Annotated in this window: 21 protein-coding genes; 8 read left to right on the top strand and 13 right to left on the bottom strand. The window is 56.4% G+C overall.

Annotation, left to right across the window (positions count from 1 at the left end):
- The first annotated feature begins 5 nt into the window (after positions 1 to 5).
- Positions 6 to 479 carry a cold-shock protein gene (locus E3U32_RS09045; protein ID WP_134348507.1) on the top strand — a complete coding sequence of 158 codons (474 nt, stop codon included), beginning with the start codon at positions 6 to 8 and terminating at the stop codon, positions 477 to 479.
- A 69-nt stretch (positions 480 to 548) separates the two neighbouring features.
- Here the strand turns inward: E3U32_RS09045 and E3U32_RS09040 are convergent, their stop codons facing one another.
- From E3U32_RS09040 to E3U32_RS09020, 5 genes are all read right to left on the bottom strand, one after another.
- The gene (locus E3U32_RS09040; RefSeq protein ID WP_134348506.1) at positions 549 to 1,253 is read right to left on the bottom strand and encodes an ABC transporter ATP-binding protein; all 705 of its coding nucleotides are present in this window, start codon (positions 1,251 to 1,253) and stop codon (positions 549 to 551) included.
- Complete coding sequence (locus E3U32_RS09035) at positions 1,240 to 2,076, bottom strand: ABC transporter ATP-binding protein (RefSeq protein ID WP_134348505.1); 837 nt, start codon at positions 2,074 to 2,076, stop codon at positions 1,240 to 1,242. Before E3U32_RS09035 ends, E3U32_RS09040 begins: the two co-directional genes overlap by 14 nt.
- Positions 2,069 to 2,902 (bottom strand): ABC transporter permease, encoded by an 834-nt coding sequence (locus E3U32_RS09030; RefSeq protein ID WP_134348504.1) that lies wholly within the window; start codon positions 2,900 to 2,902, stop codon positions 2,069 to 2,071. The genes E3U32_RS09035 and E3U32_RS09030 overlap by 8 nt, the downstream gene beginning before the upstream one ends.
- Entirely contained in the window at positions 2,902 to 3,915 is a 1,014-nt protein-coding gene (locus tag E3U32_RS09025) for an ABC transporter permease (RefSeq protein WP_134348503.1), read from the bottom strand. Before E3U32_RS09025 ends, E3U32_RS09030 begins: the two co-directional genes overlap by 1 nt.
- Positions 3,916 to 4,013: 98 nt before the next feature.
- Entirely contained in the window at positions 4,014 to 5,582 is a 1,569-nt protein-coding gene (locus tag E3U32_RS09020) for an ABC transporter substrate-binding protein (RefSeq protein WP_134348502.1), read from the bottom strand.
- A 201-nt stretch (positions 5,583 to 5,783) separates the two neighbouring features.
- Here E3U32_RS09020 and E3U32_RS09015 point away from each other — a divergent pair, with 201 nt between their 5' ends.
- Positions 5,784 to 6,482, top strand: coding sequence for a GNAT family N-acetyltransferase (locus E3U32_RS09015; RefSeq protein WP_134348501.1), 699 nt, complete (start codon positions 5,784 to 5,786; stop codon positions 6,480 to 6,482).
- Between the two features lie 31 nt (positions 6,483 to 6,513).
- On the opposite strand, the gene E3U32_RS09010 is transcribed toward E3U32_RS09015, so the two are convergent.
- From E3U32_RS09010 to betI, 5 genes are all read right to left on the bottom strand, one after another.
- Entirely contained in the window at positions 6,514 to 8,208 is a 1,695-nt protein-coding gene (locus E3U32_RS09010; RefSeq protein ID WP_134348500.1) for a thiamine pyrophosphate-binding protein, read from the bottom strand.
- Positions 8,209 to 8,241: 33 nt separating this feature from the next.
- The gene (locus E3U32_RS09005) at positions 8,242 to 8,982 is read right to left on the bottom strand and encodes an SDR family oxidoreductase (protein ID WP_134348499.1); all 741 of its coding nucleotides are present in this window, start codon (positions 8,980 to 8,982) and stop codon (positions 8,242 to 8,244) included.
- Between the two features lie 273 nt (positions 8,983 to 9,255).
- On the bottom strand, positions 9,256 to 10,935 hold the full coding sequence (gene betA / locus E3U32_RS09000) for a choline dehydrogenase (RefSeq protein ID WP_134348498.1): 1,680 nt from the start codon (positions 10,933 to 10,935) through the stop codon (positions 9,256 to 9,258).
- A gap of 13 nt (positions 10,936 to 10,948) precedes the next feature.
- Positions 10,949 to 12,421, bottom strand: coding sequence for a betaine-aldehyde dehydrogenase (gene betB, locus E3U32_RS08995; protein WP_134348497.1), 1,473 nt, complete (start codon positions 12,419 to 12,421; stop codon positions 10,949 to 10,951).
- 13 nt (positions 12,422 to 12,434) lie between these two features.
- Positions 12,435 to 13,022 carry a transcriptional regulator BetI gene (betI, locus tag E3U32_RS08990; RefSeq protein ID WP_134348659.1) on the bottom strand — a complete coding sequence of 196 codons (588 nt, stop codon included), beginning with the start codon at positions 13,020 to 13,022 and terminating at the stop codon, positions 12,435 to 12,437.
- A 128-nt stretch (positions 13,023 to 13,150) separates the two neighbouring features.
- On the opposite strand from betI, the gene betT reads away from it, so the two are divergent.
- From betT to E3U32_RS08965, 5 genes are all read left to right on the top strand, one after another.
- Entirely contained in the window at positions 13,151 to 15,184 is a 2,034-nt protein-coding gene (betT, locus tag E3U32_RS08985; RefSeq protein ID WP_134348496.1) for a choline BCCT transporter BetT, read from the top strand.
- A gap of 138 nt (positions 15,185 to 15,322) precedes the next feature.
- A complete protein-coding gene (locus E3U32_RS08980) occupies positions 15,323 to 15,694 on the top strand; it encodes a type II toxin-antitoxin system RelE/ParE family toxin (protein ID WP_134348658.1) in 372 nt (123 codons plus the stop codon).
- 17 nt (positions 15,695 to 15,711) lie between these two features.
- Positions 15,712 to 15,996: a NadS family protein gene (nadS, locus tag E3U32_RS08975; protein ID WP_134348495.1), complete on the top strand. Its 285-nt coding sequence runs from the start codon at positions 15,712 to 15,714 to the stop codon at positions 15,994 to 15,996.
- Positions 15,997 to 16,198: 202 nt separating this feature from the next.
- Positions 16,199 to 16,426 (top strand): hypothetical protein, encoded by a 228-nt coding sequence (locus E3U32_RS08970; RefSeq protein WP_075203914.1) that lies wholly within the window; start codon positions 16,199 to 16,201, stop codon positions 16,424 to 16,426.
- A 320-nt stretch (positions 16,427 to 16,746) separates the two neighbouring features.
- On the top strand, positions 16,747 to 17,196 hold the full coding sequence (locus E3U32_RS08965; protein WP_134348494.1) for a SymE family type I addiction module toxin: 450 nt from the start codon (positions 16,747 to 16,749) through the stop codon (positions 17,194 to 17,196).
- An 87-nt stretch (positions 17,197 to 17,283) separates the two neighbouring features.
- Here the strand turns inward: E3U32_RS08965 and E3U32_RS08960 are convergent, their stop codons facing one another.
- From E3U32_RS08960 to E3U32_RS08950, 3 genes are read right to left on the bottom strand one after another with little or no spacing between them, the layout of a single operon-like run.
- Positions 17,284 to 17,784 carry an Hcp family type VI secretion system effector gene (locus E3U32_RS08960; RefSeq protein ID WP_134348493.1) on the bottom strand — a complete coding sequence of 167 codons (501 nt, stop codon included), beginning with the start codon at positions 17,782 to 17,784 and terminating at the stop codon, positions 17,284 to 17,286.
- Positions 17,784 to 18,140, bottom strand: a complete 357-nt coding sequence (locus tag E3U32_RS23895; protein WP_134348492.1) for a putative T6SS immunity periplasmic lipoprotein — start codon at positions 18,138 to 18,140, stop codon at positions 17,784 to 17,786. The genes E3U32_RS08960 and E3U32_RS23895 overlap by 1 nt, the downstream gene beginning before the upstream one ends.
- The gene (locus tag E3U32_RS08950; RefSeq protein WP_134348491.1) at positions 18,137 to 18,697 is read right to left on the bottom strand and encodes a type IV secretion protein Rhs; all 561 of its coding nucleotides are present in this window, start codon (positions 18,695 to 18,697) and stop codon (positions 18,137 to 18,139) included. The genes E3U32_RS23895 and E3U32_RS08950 overlap by 4 nt, the downstream gene beginning before the upstream one ends.
- A 212-nt stretch (positions 18,698 to 18,909) precedes the next feature.
- Here E3U32_RS08950 and E3U32_RS08945 point away from each other — a divergent pair, with 212 nt between their 5' ends.
- Positions 18,910 to 19,821: a metal ABC transporter substrate-binding protein gene (locus tag E3U32_RS08945; RefSeq protein ID WP_134348490.1), complete on the top strand. Its 912-nt coding sequence runs from the start codon at positions 18,910 to 18,912 to the stop codon at positions 19,819 to 19,821.
- Positions 19,822 to 19,823: the final 2 nt, after the last annotated feature.

The following is a 19,823-nucleotide window of genomic DNA, read 5'->3' as shown; positions in this document are numbered from 1 at the left end:
CAGCGATGAACGGTACAATCACAACGTGGTTTAAAGATAAAGGCTTTGGATTTATCAAAGATGAAAACGGCGATAACCGCTATTTTCATGTGATTAAGGTCGCGAACCCCGATCTGATTAAGAAAGATGCCGAGGTGACCTTTGAGCCGACCACCAACAACAAAGGCCTTTCCGCCTATGCGGTGAAGGTGATCCCGGAAAGCAAGCACCTCTATATTGCGGGCGAGCGCGTGAAGCTCAGCTCGATCAAATCCTTCGTGGTGTTCAACGAAGAAGAACCGGCGGATACCAAAATCGACAAAGAGAACGCGGTGCTGTCGGTTGGGCTGCTGATGAACAGCATCAAGCCGAAATCCGACAAAAAGCCGGGTGAAATGCGCACGGTGAAGAAGCTGGCGATCACCACCTTCCAGAACACGACGCTGATCTTCACCGAAGATGAGATCGACATCGATGCCACGGTTAAGCTGCTGAAGTGATTGTTTGCCGGGTGGCGGCTACGCCTTACCCGGCCTACGAAACCCGTGCGGCGCTCGCCGCCACACGGTTTACCCCATCCTGTGCTCACCCCTTAACATCGCCTCCCGGTCAAACACCTGCTGGATCTCCCCGTGCGCCATAAACGCCGCCCGGTCAGACATGTGCGCAACCACGTCCGCGTCGTGGCTCACCAGCAGATAGGTCATGCCGTGCTCGGCTTTCAGACGGTTGAGCAAGTTCAGGATTTCCGCCTGCACCGACATATCCAGCGCCGAGGTCGGCTCGTCCAGCAGGAGTAGCTGCGGGCGCAGCAGCAGCGCGCGGGCAATCGCCACGCGCTGGCGCTGCCCGCCGGAAAGCTGGTGCGGGTAGCGTTTCCCTGCGTCGGCGGAAAGCCCCACCTGCCGCAGCGAATCCGCGACCTTCTCCGCGACCTGCGTCTCGCCGTGGATGTTCAACGGTTCAGACAGCGTGCGAGAAATCGTGTGGTTCGGGTGCAGCGAGGCCCACGGATCCTGAAAAACCATCTGCACGTTGCGGCGCAGCGGGCCGGTAAAACGCTGTCCCGGACGTACCGCATCGCCCAGCAGCGAGAGGCTACCGCGCCACTCGCGCTGCAGCCCCGCCAGCACGCGCAAAAGGGTCGATTTCCCGCAGCCGGATTCGCCAATCAGGCTGAAGGTTTCCCCTTTTTCAATGGCAAAGCTGGCGGCTGAAACCGCCGTTTTCTCCCCGAAGCTCACGTGGAGCTGATTCACCTCAACGAGCGCCATTGTCGGCCTCCTTCCACGGCTGCGAACGGTCAAGCGTCGGCAGCATCTGCCCATAGGTACTGGCGTTCGGACGGCAGGTCCACAGGGTGCGCGTGTACGGATGCGTCGCCTGCGGGAGCTGGCTTGCCGCCATCTCATCGACCTTTTCGCCCTGATACATCACCAGCACGCGGTCGCAGTGTTCCGCCACCAGCGGCAGGTCATGGCTGATGAGCAGCATCGCCATCTGACGTTCTTCGCACTGCTGCACCAGCAGCTCGAGGATCTGGTTGCGCAGGCGGGCGTCCAGTGCGGAAGTGGGTTCGTCGGCAATCAGCACCTGCGGGTTGTTGATCAGCGCCATCGCAATCATTACCCGCTGGCCCATGCCGCCCGAGAGCTCGCCGGGGTAACGCTGAAGCACCTGTTCGCTCAGCCCGACGGCGCGGATAATCTGGTGAATGCGTTCAAGGCGTTCAGAACGGGGCAGGCGCTGATGCAGCGTGAGCGCCTCGTCGAGCTGGGCGGTAACGCTTTTCACGGGATTGAGCGCGTAGCGCGGGTCCTGCAGGACCATCGCAATCCCGTTGCCGCGCAGCGCCTGCCAGCGGCGGGTGCTCAGGGTCAGCAGGTCGTTGCCGAGCACGTTAAGCCGGTTCGCGCTCACGATGCCGGGCTTACGCACCAGCCCCATCAGGGCGCGGGCAGACATCGACTTGCCCGAGCCGGATTCCCCCACCAGCGCCAGCCGCTCGTTGCTTAACGTGAAGCTCAGGTTGTTGACCACGCGCGCGGCGGGGTAGTCGATATTCAGCGCATCGACGATGACGCGTTGTTCAGTCATGCTGTGGCTCCAGTACGTCGCGCAGGCCATCGCCTAAAAGGTTAAAGGCCAGGCTGGCAAACAGAATGGCTCCGCCCGGAATGGCGGCAATCCACCACTGGTCGAAAATCACCTGCATACCGTCGGCAATCATCGCCCCCCATTCGGCCATCGGCGGACGTGCGCCAAGGCCGAGGAAGCCGAGACCGGCGGCGGCCAGAATAATGCCTGCCAGATCCAGCGCCAGCCGCACAATCGCGGACGGTAGACACAGGGGCAGAATATGGCCGACCAGCAGGCGCAGGCCGTGAATGCCCATCATCTCGGCGGCGGCCAGGTAATCGCTGTGGCGCAGGCGCTGAATCTCACTCCGCGCCTGACGCGCGTAGGCGGGCCAGGTGGTTAAGGCCAGCGCCAGCGCGCCGTTGACCAGCCCCGGGCCAAGCATCGCCACAAACGCGAACGCGAGGATCAGGCGCGGCATCGACATCACCACGTCGGTAAAGCGCATCAGGACGCGCTCCAGCCAGCCGCCGTAGTAGCCGGACAGGATCCCCACCAGCAGCCCGGCGGGCAGGGTAATGACGGTAACCAAAGCGACCAGCCCGAGCGCCGGGCGGGTGCCGTAAATTAAGCGTGAGAGCAGGTCGCGCCCGTAGCTGTCGGTGCCCAGCCAGTGCTGGCCGTTCGGGGCCTGCAGGCGCGCGGCGGCGTCCTGCCAGTTTGGGTCAAGCGGGGCAAGCCAGGTTGCGAACACGGCGATAAACACCAGCAGCGCGATGGCGATCAATCCGCAAAAGGCGGCAGGGGAGCGGCGCAGGCGGCGTAAGAAAATATAAAACGGCATCAGCGCACCCTGGGATCGGTTGCCCGCACAAGCAGGTCGGTAAGGTTATTGATCAGTACAAAGCTCACGCCAATCAGCAGCGTGCCGCCCATGATGGCGGTGGTGTCTCCGGCGAACAGGGCGGTAGTGAGGTAACGCCCGATGCCCGGCCACGAGAAGACAGTTTCTGTTAATACCGCCCCCTCCAGCATGCTGGTATAGGCCAGCGCAATCACCGTCAGCAAAGTGCTGCGAATGTTCGGCAGCACGTGGCGCAGCAGAATGGTCATCTCCCCGGCACCCTTGGCGCGGGCGAGCAGGATGTACTCTTTGTTCATTTCGCTCAGGCAGGCAGAGCGCGTCAGGCGGGTAATGCTTGCCAGCGAATAATAGGCCAGCAGCAGCACCGGCAGCACCAGGTGGCTGATGGCGTTGCGAAATGCCTCCCGGTCGCCGGAAAGCCAGGTATCAATCAGCGCAAAACCGGTGCGTGGCTCCACGGTAAACTGCCAGATGTCGTCCAGCCTGCCGGGGCCCGCGCTCCACTGCAGCTTCGCGTAGAACAGGGCCAGCATCAGCAGGCCAAGCCAGAAAATCGGCACCGAGTTGCCGAGCAGGGTGAGCGTTCGGAGGGCTAAATCGAGCGGTGAACCGGCGTAGCGGGCGCACAGCACCCCGGCAATCACGCCGAGTACGGCGCCGATGATTAAGGCCAGGGTTGCCAGCTCCAGCGTGGCGGGAAAGGCGTGCAGCAGATCCTGCAGCACCGGCTGTCCGGTGGCGCTGGCGGTGCCTAAATCACCGTGAGCAAGGTTTTGCAGATAGTGCCAGAACTGCACGGGCAGGGGCCGATCCAGCCCGAGCTGGTGACGAACCTGATCGTAGGTGGACTGACTGGCATGATCGCCGACGATCTGCAGCACGCGATCGACCGGAGAAAACGCCGAAAGCGCAAACGTGACGAGCAGCAGCCCGAAGAGCGTGAGCAGCAGGGTCAACAGACCCTGGAGCACGCGCGTGGAAAGATGTGGCATGGGAAATCTCTTCATGCCGGGTGGCGGCTTCGCCTTACCCGGCCTACAAAAACCAGGAACGTAGGCCGGGTAAGCGCAGCGCCACCCGGCAACAAGGGCTACTTCGTGACGCGATCGTACCAGACCATATCCGCGTTCAGCCCCTGCTGATACCCCTTCACGTTATCGCGCACCACGATCTGGGTTTTGCCCTGATCGACGAACACGTACGGCGAGCTATGCTGCAGCTGTTCCTGCATTTTCTTGTACAGATCCAGACGCTTCGCCGGATCCGGCTCGGCCACCGCCGCCAGAGTGGCTTTGTTTAATTCCGGAATTTTCCAGCCGTTCAGCCCGGCCACGGTACTGGATTTACCGTCGTTCCACGCGAAGGCGCTGGCGTTGGAGTGCGCATCGAAGTAGTCCGGGATCCACAGACGAATCGCCGCCTGATGCTGCTTCGCGCGCACGCGGGCGTATACCTGGCTCCCGGCGGCAGGCAGCAGATCGACCTTCACGCCACCCTGAGCAAAGCTCGCCTGCATCGACTGGGCGATGGTGATAAACGGTGCTTTGTTCTCCACGTCCAGCGTGAAGTGCGCGTCTTTAATGCCCGCTTTCTCGAGGATCGCTTTCGCTTTCGCCGGGTCAAATTTAAACGGATTGTCTTCCAGCGCGCCCGGCAGGCCGACCGGCAGGAAGCTCTGATGGACAAAATACTGGCCTTTCAGCAGGTTTTTGGTGATGCCGTCATAATCCACCAGCCAGCGCGAGGCTTCCCAGAAAGCGGGGTTATTCAGTAGCGGGTTGGCGCTGTTGCCGGTGTTGAACACCAGGTAATTCTGCTCCGCAGACGGGATGCTCAGCACCTTGACGCCGGGCTTGCCGTCCAGGGCGCTAATCTGGTCTGCACCCAGATCGCGCGCCACGTCGGCATCCCCCTGCTGGATCAACAGGCGGCGCGAGGCCGGATCGGGAACGTTTTTAATAATGATGCTTTTCAGCTTCGGCGCGCCACCGGGCGCGGAGTCGTTGGCTTCCAGCACGATAGCCTGATGCGGCTGATAGACGCGCATTTTGAACGCGCCGCTGCCCGCAGAGTGCATTTTCAGCCACGCGTTGCCGAAGTCGTTATCCTTCACGTTCGCCGCGACCTGCTTTTCATCCACGATGGAGGCAATCGGCGTGGAGAGAATATTCAGCGCCACCGACGGGCTAACGTTCGCCGTCCAGTGAAGCGTGAGGGTATGGTCATCCACCTTTTTCAGCTGGCTGGCGATGTTGCTGGCGTCCCAGCCCAGCACGTTGAGGATGAAGGCCGGGGATTTGTTCAGCGTCACGGCGCGGGTATAGGAGAAGATCACGTCTTCCGGGCGCAGCGGGTTGCCGGAGGCAAATTTCGCATCGGGCTTGAGTTTGATGGTCAGGGTTTTTGCTGCCGCGTCGGCTTCCCAGCTTTCCGCCAGAATCGGGGTGATTTTTTCCGGGTTATCGCGGTCCGGCTGCACCAGGCGTTGATACAGGCTCGGCACGGTCTGGATACTGGAGAGCTCGTTGGCTTCAGCCGGGTCGAGGCTCACGATGTCATCAAGCCCCTGGGCCACAACCAGCGTGTTGGGCGGAGTAGCAGCGTGGGCGGCGCCTGAGAGCGCAGCAAGCACCAGTAACGGCAGCAATTTTTTAGTCATAGCGATCCCTGAGAAGAATATATTGTGATTGTTTTATGCTCCGCTACGTTAGGTCGTCTCTGAAATTACGCAAAGTCGAAATTCAGCTTTGCTTATGCCTTCCGGGAATAATGCATGCGCTCGGGCTATTAAAATACGCTGCTTTTCGCCCGCTTTTTAACCTGCTATAACAAACTCCTTACCTTTCAGGGAGTCAACGCCGTGCCAGAAATCAATCAACATGGTCAAACCGTTAACGATATCGTGCCTGGCTGGACGGGCGCGCGCGTCTTAACCTGCACGCCGCTGTTCGGCCAGTACTGCCGTCTGGAGGTACTGGATGCCGATCGCCACGCGGCCGATCTCTATGAGGCGTATGCCCTGGGCGACGACAGCGACTGGACGTGGCTTGCCAGCACGCAGCCAGCGAGCGTGGAGGCCACCGCGCACTGGGTCATGGCGAAGGTGATGGACGATGAGCTGGTGCCGTTTGCCGTCATTGATTTACGCACCGAACGTGCAGTGGGGCTGGTGAGCTATATGGCCATCGAACGGCTGCTGGGGTCGGTCGAGATTGGTCACGTAACCTGGTCGCGCAAAATGAAAGGGTCCCGCATCGGCACTGAAACGGTGTGGCTGCTGCTGAAAAATGCCTTCGAACACGGCTACCGGCGGCTGGAGTGGAAGTGTGATTCGATGAACATTGCGTCGCGTAAGGCGGCGGAGCGGCTCGGGTTTGTCTGGGAAGGGCGCCTGCGCCAGAAGCTGGTGCGCAAAGGGCGCAACCGCGACAGCGATATGCTTTCGATTATTGACTGCGAATGGCCGCAAAGAGATGCGGAGCTGCGCGCCTGGCTGGCGGCGGAGAATTTTGACGACGAAGGGCGGCAGATTAAGCGGCTTGAGGCGTTTCGTTTATAAGTGTTGTGTAGGGTACATCTGAAACGGTCGATCAATCTGCGGAAATGGCAATTTCAATCAAATTGGTTTTTCCAGACTGCAGCCCCTGCGTCACCGCCGTGGCGATATCCGCGGCCTGGGTAACCCGGCAGCAGCGGATGCCCAACGCGGTGCCCAGCGACTGGAAATCAATTTGGGGGTTAATCAGATCCATCCCGATAAAACGTCCCAGCTTTGTCGAACTGTAGCCCGGCTGTCCTTTCATAAAGTTCTTCAGGATGTTGTACTCCAGGTTATTCATTACGATAAAGGTGACGGGCAACGCTTCGTGTGCTGCCGTCCAGAGTGCCTGCGGTGAATAGAGTGAAGCGCCGTCGCCAACCAGACACACTACCGGCTCGCGCCCCAGCCCCAGCGAGTGACCTACTGCTGCGGGCATCCCCCAGCCCAGACCGCCGCCGCGCATAAAGTAATACCGCTGATGCTGACGATCGGAAATAAACTTGCGGACGTGTCTGGCCGTGGCAATGGCCTCATCGACAATTGTCGTGCCTGCCGGAATGGCGCGGATGACTTCCCAGGCCGCCACCATAGGGGAGATAGCCGGTCGTAGCCGTTCGGCGGCCAGGCGTTCTTCCTGCTGCCGCCACTCGTTTTCCCGCTCCTCGCGCGCCTGAGCCAGCAATTGCTGGTGGCGCAGCTTGCTGGCAGCCCGGTGCTGGTCAAGTCTCGGCAGCAGGTCGTGCAGAGAGAGCTTGATGTCCCCCATCACCGAGAGGCGAGTGGCATACGTGCGGCCAAGCTCGTTCATATCCGCCGAGAGCTGATACACCGCACAGGTTGCCGGAATGGCCTCGCCCTCGCTATACAAAATGGTGATCAGGCTTCTGCCGCCGATGATAAACACGGCATCGTAGGCGTTGATGATGCTGGCGATTTCACTTGCGGTGGTGGGCATGTTGCCCCGCCAGAGCGCGTGCTGCGTGGGAAAAGGCAAATTCAGCGGCCAGGAGGAGCCGTAAACGTGGGCGCTGAGCGCTTCGGCAAGCTGAACAATCTCCTGCGTCGAGCCGCTGGAGTGAACTTCATCTCCCGCCACAATCATGATCCTGCCGGGGGTGACCTCGCTCAGCGCCTGCGCCAGCTCGTCGAGCGAGCCCGCGACGGTGTGATAGTCCACTCTGGACGCCGTTTGTATCCCGGCGTCGCTCAGTTCTTCCATGACGTTCATCGGCAGAGAGAGCAGGACCGGGCCTGCCGGAGGATAGCTGGCCGCGTGAAATGCGCGTCGCACCAGCACCGGGAGCTGGTCGGCGCTGGTGACCTCCTGCGCCCATTTCATGACCGGGGAACCAATGGAAACAATGTCATCATACAGAAGCGGGTCGCGGACGTAGTGCCGCGTGTCCTGCTGCCCGACGGTGACCACCAGCGGGGTTTTCATGATCCGCGAGTTTATGAGATTCCCCATGCCGTGTCCCAGACCGCTGGCGGTATGCAAATTGATAAAACCGGTTTTGCCGGAGGCTTTCGCATAGCCGTCAGCAATGGCGACCACGCTGCTCTCCTGGAGGGCCAGAATATAGTGAATATTTTCATGACGAAGCAGAGCATCGATGAGCGGAAGTTCGGTGGTGCCGGGGTTGCCAAAAATATATTCCACGCCTTCACTCTCCAGCACTTCAAGGAGAATATCGGCGCCCGAACGCATATTTAAATCTGATAAGGACGTTAGTGATTTAATCATAATGACACCTCACTCAGTATTATTTAACGCATGCTAAAATTCTTCCTGCGTCGGACGAACAACAATTTCATTAATATCAACGTCGCCAGGCTGTTCGATGGCAAATAAAACGGAGCGGGCAATCGCGTCAGCCGAAATAGCCTGCTTATAAAACTCATGAAGAAATTTTTTACTCTCTTCGTCAGAGCTGCCGAACTGCAGCTCGCTGTCGACAGCGCCGGGAGAGATAAGCGTGGTGCGAATCGTTTTACCGGCTTCCTGGCGCAGACCCTCGCTTAGCGCGCGAACGGCGAATTTTGTCGCGCTGTACACCACGCCGCCGGGAGCCAGGACCTTGATGCCCGCCACCGAAGCAACGTTAATAAAGTGCCCACTTCCCTGACGCTGGAACACCGGCAATGCAGCAGCGATGCCGTACAGCACGCCTTTCAGATTGGTATCAATCATCTTGTCCCATTCGTCGGTTTTCAGCTCGCTAAGGGGGGCGATAGCCATAAAACCAGCGTTGTTGATCAGCACATCCACGCGCTGGTAGGCGGCGATGGCGGCGTCAATTACGTGCTGAACCTCGTCCTGACGGGTCACATCAGCCTTAACGGCGATGGCCTTACCGCCTTGCTGGATTATCCTGTCCACGAGGGCATTAATTCTGTCCAGGCGGCGCGCCACCAGCACCAGCGAAAACGCGTTATTCGCTAAATGGAGGGCAATGGCCTCACCAATCCCGCTGCTGGCACCGGTGATAACGACAACCTTGTTTGCACTATTATTCATGATCTTATCTCACTGTTGTGTGATTCAGAAAATAAAAGGCAGGGAAGAATGAAAGAATAATGACAAATCCCTTCATTCTGGATTTGAATATATTGTATATGTCGGGATAAATATTCTTCGATTAAAACTTAATGGAGTTCAGGAGAGAGTGTCAACACTGTTTTAAATAATAAAACGTATTGCAGGGTAATAGTTAATTCTTATAGGTTACAGCAACGGTTTACCCGCGCTTTAATAGTGAAAACCCTCTCCTTTACGGAGAGGGCGTGACAATTATGCCTTCTGCGTTATCTGACGAACCGGCGCGCCGTTCGCCACGTAATACGCCGCCGTGCTCTTCGCCAGCGGCTCGCGCCCGCGAATGGCGTCGGCAACTTTCTCACCAATCATAATGGTGGTGGCGTTCAGGTTACCGGTGATGATCTGCGGCATAATTGACGCATCCACCACGCGTAACCCTTCCAGCCCGTGAACGCGGCCTTCGCCGTCGACCACCGCCATCTCGTCATAGCCCATCTTGCAGGTGCCGCACGGGTGGAAGGCGGTTTCAGCGTGATTGCGCACGAACTCGTCGAGCTGCTCGTCGGTCTGGCAGTCAATGCCCGGGCTGATTTCGCGGCCACGGTATTTGTCCAGCGCCGGCTGGTGCATGATCTCGCGGGTGATGCGGATCGCGTCGCGGAACTCCTGCCAGTCCTGCTCGTGAGACATATAGTTGAACAAAATTGCCGGGTGCTGGTGAGGATCCCGTGACGTGATCCGCACGTGCCCGCGGCTCGGCGAGCGCATGGAGCCGACGTGGCACTGGAAACCGTGCTCTTTTACCGCGTTGGAGCCGTTGTAGTTAATCGCCACCGGCAGGAAGTGGTACTGAATGTTCGGCCACTCGAACTCTTCGCGGCTGCGGATAAACCCGCCCGCCTCGAAGTGGTTGCTCGCGCCCACGCCGGTGCCGTTAAACAGCCACTCTGCGCCAATCTTCGGCTGGTTCCACCACTGCAGGGCAGGGTAGAGGGAGACCGGCTCTTTGCATTCGTACTGAAGATACATCTCCAGGTGATCCTGCAGGTTTTCGCCCACGCCGGGTAAATCATGCACCAGCGGGATATCGAACTGCTTCAGCAGCTCGGCATTGCCCACGCCGGAGCGCTGCAGGATCTGCGGGGAGGCGATCGCGCCTGCACACAGCAGCACCTCTTTATTCGCCGTCGCTCTGGACGGAATGGTGCTTTCGCCTTCCAGCCACTCGACGCCTGCCGCGCGTTTGCCTTCGAAGAGGATGCGATCGGTCATGGCATGGGTGCGGATGGTCAGGTTCGGGCGCTTTTTGGCCTGGTCCAGATAGCCGCGCGCGGTGCTGGCGCGTCGACCCTGCGGCGTCACCGTGCGGTCCATTGGCCCGAAGCCTTCCTGCTGATAGCCGTTGAGATCCTCAGTGCGCGGGTAGCCCGCCTGCACGCCGGCTTCGACCATCGCTTCAAACAGCGGGTTCACGCCCGGCTTAGAGGTGGTGACGCTCACCGGACCGTCGCCGCCGTGGTAGTCGTTCGGGCCCACGTCGCGCGTTTCGGCCTTGCGGTAGTAGGGCAGGCAGTTGAGATAGCTCCAGTGCTCCAGGCCCGGCTCTTTAGCCCAGTTGTCCAGATCCATGGCGTTACCGCGGATGTAGCACATGCCATTGATCAGCGACGAGCCGCCCAGCCCTTTGCCGCGCCCGCACTCCATGCGGCGGTTATTCATGAAGGGCTCTGGCTCGGTTTCATACGCCCAGTTGTAGCGCTTGCCCTGCAGCGGGAACGCCAGCGCGGCGGGCATCTGGGTGCGGAAGTCAAAGCGGTAATCCGGCCCGCCCGCTTCAAGCAGCAGGACGGTGGTGTTCGGATCTTCGGTCAGTCGCGTTGCCAGTACGTTGCCGGCAGAGCCGGCCCCGATAATGATGTAGTCAAATTGCAAATAAACCTCCCGGTTAAAATATGGACTGGAATTTACCCATCTCAACCTGGATGGACTTCACCTGGGTGTAGCTCTGGAGCGTCATCACCCCGTTCTCGCGGCCAATACCGGAGTGCTTGTAGCCGCCAACCGGCATCTCTGCGGCGGATTCACCCCAGGTGTTGATCCAGCAGATGCCCGCTTCGAGCTGATGAATGGCGCCGTGGGCGCGGTTCAGGTTGGTGGTGACGATCCCCGCCGCCAGACCGTAGTCGGTGTCGTTGGCGCGGCGGATCGCTTCTTCATCCGTCTCGTAGGTGAGGATGGACATCACCGGGCCGAAGATCTCCTCGCGCACGATGGTCATCTCGTCGGTGCAGTCGGTAAACACGGTCGGGGCAACCCACGCGCCGCTGTCAAAGCCTTCGCCCTTCAGCACGTCGCCGCCGCACAGCACGCGCGCGCCTTCTTCTTTGCCTTTGGCGATGTAGCGCAGCACGCTGTCGCGGTGCGGGAAGCTGACCATTGGGCCAAAGTTGGTGGTTTCATCGAACAGATCGCCCGCCCGGATGCGGCCCACGCGCTCAACGATTTTCTGCTCAAACGCGGCTTTAAATTTCGCGGGCACGAACACGCGGGTGCCGTTGGTGCACACCTGGCCGGAGCTGAAGAAGTTGGCCATCATGGCGATGTCTGCCGCGAGATCGAGATCCGCGTCGTCGAAAATAATCAGCGGAGATTTACCGCCCAGCTCCATCGTCACCTCTTTCAGGGACGAGGCCGCCGAGTTGGCCATCACCTTTTTGCCGCTGGCGACGCCGCCGGTAAAGGAGACTTTGGCAATGCCTGGATGCTCGGTCAGGAACTGGCCGGTTTCCGCGCCCACGCCCGGCAGGACGTTAAACACGCCGCCCGGCAGGCCCGCTTCGGTGTAGATCTCCGCGAGCTTGAGCGCGGTGAGCGGGGTCACTTCGCTCGGCTTGAAGATCATCGCATTGCCCGCCGCCAGCGCCGGGGCGGATTTCCACAGGGCGATCTGGATCGGGTAGTTCCACGCGCCAATGCCCGCCACCACGCCCAGCGGTTCGCGACGGGTGTAGACGAACGAGGTCTCACGCAGTGGGATCTGGCTGCCTTCCAGCGCCGGGATCAGCCCCGCGTAATACTCCAGCACGTCCGCGCCGGTGACGATGTCTACGGTTGAGGTTTCGGAATACGCTTTACCGGTGTCGAGGGTTTCCAGCTTCGCCAGCTCTTCGTTGCGCTCGCGCAGGATATCGACGGCGCGGCGCAGAACGCGAGAACGCTCCATGGCGGTCATCGCCGCCCAGATCTTCTGCCCGCGCTGTGCGCTTTCCACGGCGCGGTCGACATCTTCGCGCCCGGCGGCCTGCACGGTCGCCAGAACTTCACCGTTGGCCGGGTTGATGGTCTCGAAGGTGCGACCGCTGGTGGCCGATGTATAACCACCATTGATATAAAGCTGCTGTTCTGCCATTCGGGACATAAATTCTCCTCGGTTAATCGGTCGGTAAATGCTGGCTGATAAAGTGGCAGGTAAGCGACTGGGCCAGCGTCTTATCCAGCGGTTTGCCGCTCAGGGCGGCGCGCAGCCATAGTCCGTCAATCAGCGCCGCCAGCCCGTAGCCCGCTTCCTGCGCCTGTTTTCGCGGCAGTTCGCGGCGGAACTCGTACACCAGGTTTGACAATAAGCGGCGGCTGCTCACCTGCTGCAGGCGGTAGAGCATCGGCTGGTGCATGCTGCTCGCCCAGAAGGCCAGCCAAGCCTTCATCGCCGCGCTGCTGACCTGGGTCTCATCAAAATTGCCGCCAACAATCGCCTGCAGGCGCTGCTCCGCGCTGCCGTTCGGCAGGGCGTGCAGGCGGCTCAATACCGCATCGCGCAGCTGGCCGGTGATGTCGCGCATGGTCGCTTCCAGCAGACCATTTTTGTCTTTGAAGTAGTGACTGATGATCCCCGTGGAAACGCCCGCCCGACGGGCGATCTGCGCGATCGTCGCGTCATGCATTCCCACTTCATTTATTGCTTCCAGCGTGGCGTCGATAAGCTGCCTGCGCCGGATTGGCTGCATCCCCACTTTGGGCATTGTTGCCACTCCATTCATCAGCGTTGGTTAACCATTAAAGCGGTTTTTGATTGGACGTTCAATATAAAATGTGTCTTAATTGTTGCGGATTTGGATTTTAATAGTTACAAAAACAGTGGGGATACTGGATGACAGACCTTTCACAGGACAGAGAAAAAGACAAAATCAATCCGGTTGTTTTTTATACTTCCGCCGGGCTGATTTTGTTGTTTTCCCTGACGACGATCTTCTTTCGTGATTTTTCTGCCGAGTGGATTGGGCGCACCCTGAACTGGGTGTCGAAGACCTTCGGCTGGTACTATTTGCTGGCGGCGACGCTCTATATCGTCTTCGTGGTCTGCATTGCCTGCTCGCGCTTCGGTTCCGTAAAGCTCGGCCCTGAGCAGTCAAAACCCGAGTTCAGCCTGCTGAGCTGGGCCGCGATGCTGTTTGCCGCCGGCATCGGCATCGACCTGATGTTCTTCTCCGTGGCCGAACCGGTCACGCAGTATATGCAGCCGCCGGAAGGGGCAGGGCAGACGATGGAGGCCGCGCGCCAGGCGATGGTCTGGACGCTGTTCCACTACGGCCTGACCGGCTGGTCGATGTACGCCCTGATGGGCATGGCGCTCGGATACTTTAGCTATCGTTATAATTTGCCCCTCACCATTCGCTCCGCGCTGTACCCGATTTTCGGAAAAAAGATAAACGGACCGATTGGTCACAGCGTCGATATCGCGGCGGTGATCGGCACCATCTTCGGTATCGCGACCACGCTCGGTATCGGCGTGGTGCAGCTCAACTACGGGCTGAGCGTGCTGTTTGATATTCCGGATTCGATGGCGGCGAAAGCGGCGCTGATTGCGCTCTCCGTCATTATCGCCACCATTTCGGTGACCTCTGGCGTGGACAAAGGCATCCGCGTGCTGTCCGAGCTGAACGTGGCGCTGGCGCTGGGCCTGATCCTGTTTGTGCTGTTTATGGGCGACACCTCTTTCCTGCTCAATGCCTTAGTGCTTAACGTGGGTGACTATGTGAACCGCTTTATGGGCATGACGCTGAACAGCTTCGCCTTTGACCGCCCGGTGGAGTGGATGAACAACTGGACGCTGTTCTTTTGGGCGTGGTGGGTGGCGTGGTCGCCGTTTGTCGGCCTGTTCCTGGCGCGTATTTCGCGTGGCCGCACCATCCGCCAGTTTGTGATGGGCACGCTGATTATCCCGTTCACCTTTACGCTGCTGTGGCTGTCGGTGTTCGGCAACAGCGCGTTGCACGAGATCATTCACGGCAATGCCACCTTTGCGCAGGAAGCGATGGTGCATCCGGAGCGCGGCTTCTACAGCCTGCTGGCGCAGTACCCGGCGTTTACCTTCAGTGCGTCCGTGGCGACCATTACCGGCCTGCTGTTTTACGTTACTTCGGCGGATTCCGGCGCGCTGGTGCTGGGCAACTTCACCTCGAAGCTCAAGGACATCAACAGCGACGCGCCGAACTGGCTGCGCATCTTCTGGTCCGTCGCCATCGGCCTGCTGACGCTCGGCATGCTGATGACCAACGGTATTTCCGCCCTGCAGAACACCACGGTGATAATGGGGCTACCGTTCAGCTTCGTCATCTTCTTCGTCATGGCCGGGCTGTATAAGTCCCTCAAGGTGGAAGACTACCGCCGCGTCAGCGCCAGCCGCGACACCGCGCCGCGCCCGATGGGCGCGCAGGACAGGCTGAGCTGGAAGAAACGTCTGTCGCGCCTGATGAACTACCCGGGCACGCGCTATACCAAACAGATGATGGAGACGGTCTGCTTCCCGGCGATGGAAGAGGTAGCGCAGGAGCTGAAGCTACGTGGTGCTTACGTGGAGCTGAAAAACCTGCCACCGGAGGAAGGCGAGACCCTGGGACACCTGGATCTGCTGGTGCACATGGGCGACGAGCAGAACTTTGTCTACCAGATCTGGCCGCAGCAGTACTCGGTACCCGGTTTTACCTACCGGGCGCGCAGCGGGAAATCGACCTACTACCGGCTTGAGACCTTCCTGCTGGAAGGGAGCCAGGGGAATGATCTGATGGATTACAGCAAGGAGCAGGTGATTACGGACATTCTGGACCAGTATGAACGGCACCTGAACTTTATCCATCTGCACAGGGAAGCGCCGGGGAATAGCGTGATGTTCCCGGATGTCTAAACGGATTCTTAAAATACCTCTAGCCTGTATATAAATACAGTTTCATGGCGCAATATTGCTCAAGGAAGAGTAACTATGCAGCAAGAGCCTGACCCTGATTTCTTCAGGTTATTGCTGCGATTAGGGAAGGAACCATGGATGAGTCACGCGATAGAGTTTATCGAAACATCTCTCTTTACCCGGCAGATTAAAAGCATTGCTACGGATGATGAATTAAAGGATCTGCAAAAGGAACTCATTGCCTGGCCTGATAAAGGCGACCTAATCCAGCAGACGGGTGGTTTACGTAAGATAAGGATGGCGGCAGGCTCAAAGGGAAAGAGAGGCGGTGCCAGAGTGATTTACTTTTTGGCCACGGAAGAGGTGATCTATTTCATCATGGCATATCCAAAAAGCACCAGGGACAACCTGAATGAGGCAGAGAAAGCAGAACTTAAAAAACTTACTTCTGTTCTGAAAAATACGGCTTCCAATGCCGTAAATGAAAGGTGTACTATGTACTCCAATTAGACAGGCGGAGGCTGACAATGAGTATCTTTGATGAGTTAAAATCTTCACTCGAAGAGGCTGTTGAGATCCATAGCGGAAGGAAAGCAGCCTCCAGAGTAACTCGCTATGAAGTTGCAGATGTTCGCGCAATCAGAGAACAGCTCAATGTCACGCAAAGTGAGATGGCGAAGGCGCTTGGTACGAGCGTTGATACGATAAAAAGCTGGGAGTCGAAACGCCGTAACCCAACGGGATTGGCGGCGAAAGTGCTGAATGTGATTCGGGAGAATCCTGCCTTTTTCAGAGCGCTTGCTGGGGAGTGATATTACAGCACCAAATTATTCAGACGTTATTGGAATTTTTTGGATGCTAGATGTAATGCAATAATTGATAGTCTCGCGAGAGTTAATAATTTTTATATGCATTTTATTAATAGATTAATGATCTGGTTCAAGAAAGAACTGCCATTTTAGGCATATAACGTCCTGGCAGACATTTTTGCTGCGATCAAATGAGGATGAAAATATGCCAGCTTATTCTAATAAAGGTGGTGATTCTGGCGTGGTTTTTTATGAAACCACCCATGATTCAATTATAGTTCGATTTAGCGATGGAATGAATTACGTTTACGATTCTGTCAAACCGGGCGCTGCAGGTGTAAGCAAGTTGAAAGAACTCGCCTCAGCAGGGCAGGGACTGAACAGTTACATCAATACAGTAATCAAAACAAATTATTCTCGGAAATATCGTTAGTTAAGCGCAGAGGGTGATGGTAATATCACCCTCTATTTGATAGTTATATTGACTAGGGTTATTTTTGGATTTTGATAGATTCGTCATGGTGATATTAAGGCGGAGATAAATATATTAACTTTCCTCGAGCTATCTCGCATTTCCCACACAACCTTAATTATTAATCCCCTGTACATTTATCCATAGCAGTATAATAGCGACTGTTAATCCACCAATTGAGTTCAGAAGCATATGTAAAAAGGTAAGAAAAGGAATCGCGGTACAAAGGTGTGCGACCACCTCCATACCGCTAACCACAAACAACTAAAAGGGAGTTGATTATGGCTGCGAAGAATTCTATGCCAGAGCGGGCTATTGCCCAAACAGAAAATGCAGAATTAGCTATTCAGCAAGAAAATCGCGAGAAGCTACGCAAAAAGAGCATCCGGGCCTTGCACGACGAGCCGATCCACTCTGCGTATCTGCACGAAAGAGGAGAGGCGGATTCTGCCTGCGTTGAGCTTTATACCCGAATGGAGCGCAACCATCTTCCGTTATCCGGTGAGTGGTTAACCCGCGCCGGGTTCAGGGCGGGCATTGCAGTGAAGATCCGCGTGATGCCGGATTGTATTGTGATTACGCCGCAAAATTCCCGTGAGCTGTGGGGCTGTCTGGAAGGTGTCAGTGCAACGTATACCAACAAACTGAAGATGATGAAGTGGCTGGAGACGTTTCCGGGAGCGTTAATTGATACGGGGGATTTGCCAGTGAACGAAAGTGGAAAAGGGTAGCGCTTAAGATTAACCAGGCGATCCAGGGAATGCCTGGATCGCCGTTTCTGAGCGGCAGCATGCATTGATCTTTATGAGCCAGGTAAATTATGCGTTACTCTTCTCTTTCTGAGCTGGTTTCATCCATGCATCGCCATAAAGAATATTGCCTTTCACATAATTCCACTGGATGCCGCGGAATCGAAGCCCAACAACTTCATGCATATTCGGGGCTGAGCTGCCTGGGTAATAAACGTGCGTGAAATCCAGAGATGAGATCACTACGCTATCAAGCGTAATGGTGTAGATCTCCCTTTCTGCTCCCGCTTCAACAATTTCATAATATTTGATAATGGCTTTTAGCAGCCGTCTGCCCTCGCAGGCGGCAACGGCAAGATAAGGGCTCACTTTATCTAATTGCTTATGCACGGTAACGGGATCATGCTGCCGTGTTCCTGTCATATTCCCGGTATGGCTGTCCACTGCCTGTTTTATGCCGTAACTGCTGTTCATAATTTCGATAGCACCTTCCCGGCCTGGCATCATACAGTCGCCCTGAACCTGCATTCCGTTCTCATCGTAGAGAAATAAGTAAGCGGGTAATGACATTATAATTCTCCTAAGTTGATTTGTTTTCCGTTATTATCGACATCGAATTGGTGTACATATTTTTTATTGTTTAATCCGTAATGAATAACGTAAGTACGACCATTTTCCCATTTTATATTTAAACATGTATCCGGGTAGGAGATGCCTAAATTATTATATCCCGACCCTGTTACGATAGTGATTTTATGATCTTTACTTGAATAAATAGTGTAAAAGTTCAGGACGTCATTTTTATCTATGCTAAAACATAGGCGGTTACCATTAATAAATGTAAATCTATTTTGGGGGGCGCGATTACCTCCCGGGCATCCAGTGATTAAAATGCAGAGGATAAAAATGAAAAATATGTTTTTCATCCTGGAAATCCCTTTAAGACATTTTTGTATTTCTGCAGAAGGAAATACAAGCTTTCCCTAAGTTTTAAGTCTCTGTATTGTAATAATTCTTCATTCCTCTCCAAACCAAAGTATTTCAATAGCCAGTAATCACTTACAATAGATGCCTGCTGTTCTAACCCATAGTGCTGTAAATCTGCTTTATCTAAATTATACGTATAGTCAGCAATGCCTGAGAATAAGCCTCTTGTTCTGACAAACATCCCTTTTTGAGTTTGCCAGACATGCATCATCTCATGCATGAATCGATGTTTTTTAACAATGTCATCTTCTAGCGAAAAATCCGGCGAATACGTTTCCTCTCTGTACCACATCTCCCCATTGGGACTCATCGCCACATCAACGGGTTGCAGATTAAAAGGAAGATAGCTTTCCCTGTGTACCCACACCAGATGATAACGGATGCTGTAACCGTAAAGCGTCTTCGCCAGGGCGATTTCACCAATTGTGAGCTGTCGGATCCCGCCCAGATTAATCGGGGTTCCTGAAGTGGGATGAATTCTTTCATTAACCGGCATGTCAATTCCCTTTTGTTAGCATGGGTATTGGCCGTAAATAATACTCCTGACCGTGAGAGAAAAAAGAAAGCACATTTCCTAAAAATTCCTCCTCACAGTCTAGGTTGATACAACTTTAATGATAACCATTTTCATTTAAATATAGCCTGTGCTATACCTTATAGCACAGGCTAATTTTGCTTTGAATTTAATCACCTCAGGAGACTTCTGCGATGCACCCACGGCAAGGATTGACGCGTCTGTTGCTCGGCGCGCTGCTCATGACTGCGACCACGACCGGCGCGCTGGCGGCTGAAAAGTTTCAGGTTATCACCACCTTTACCATTATCGCTGATATGGCGAAAAACGTGGCGGGTGACGCCGCAGACGTGACGTCAATCACTAAGCCGGGCGCTGAAATTCACGAGTACCAGCCCACTCCGGGCGATATCAAACGCGCACAGAAGGCGCAGCTGATTCTGGCGAACGGCATGAATCTGGAGCTCTGGTTCCAGCGCTTTTATCAGCACCTGAACGGCGTGCCGGAAGTGATTGTCACTAACGGCATTACGCCGATGGGGATCGGCGAGGGGCCGTATAACGGCAAGCCCAACCCGCACGCGTGGATGTCGCCGGACAACGCCCTGATTTACGTCGATAACATCCGCAACGCGCTGGTGAGGTACGATCCGGCCAACGCGCAGACGTACCAGCGCAACGCCGACGCCTACAAGCAGAAGATCACCGCCACTCTCGAACCGCTGCGTAAGCAAGTGGCGGAGATCCCGGAAGACAAGCGCTGGATGGTAACCAGCGAAGGTGCCTTCTCCTATCTGGCGCGGGATCTGGGGATGAAAGAGCTTTACCTGTGGCCGATCAACGCCGATCAGCAGGGCACGCCCCAGCAGGTGCGCAAGGTGATCGACCATGTGAAAAAACATCATATCCCGGCGGTGTTCAGCGAAAGCACGGTCTCCGATAAGCCCGCGCGTCAGGTGGCGCGGGAAACCGACACCCACTACGGCGGCGTGCTGTACGTCGACTCACTGAGCGCGGAAAACGGCCCGGTACCGACCTATATCGATCTGTTGAACGTCACCACCCGCACGCTGGTGCAGGGCATCCGTGACGGCATGAAGGAGTAACC

The sequence above is a fragment of the Lelliottia nimipressuralis genome (assembly GCF_004402045.1).
GTDB classification, from domain to species: Bacteria; Pseudomonadota; Gammaproteobacteria; order Enterobacterales; family Enterobacteriaceae; genus Enterobacter; species Enterobacter chinensis.
The sequence above is the reverse complement of the archived record's forward strand: the minus strand, read 5'-3'. Positions and strand labels throughout refer to the sequence as shown.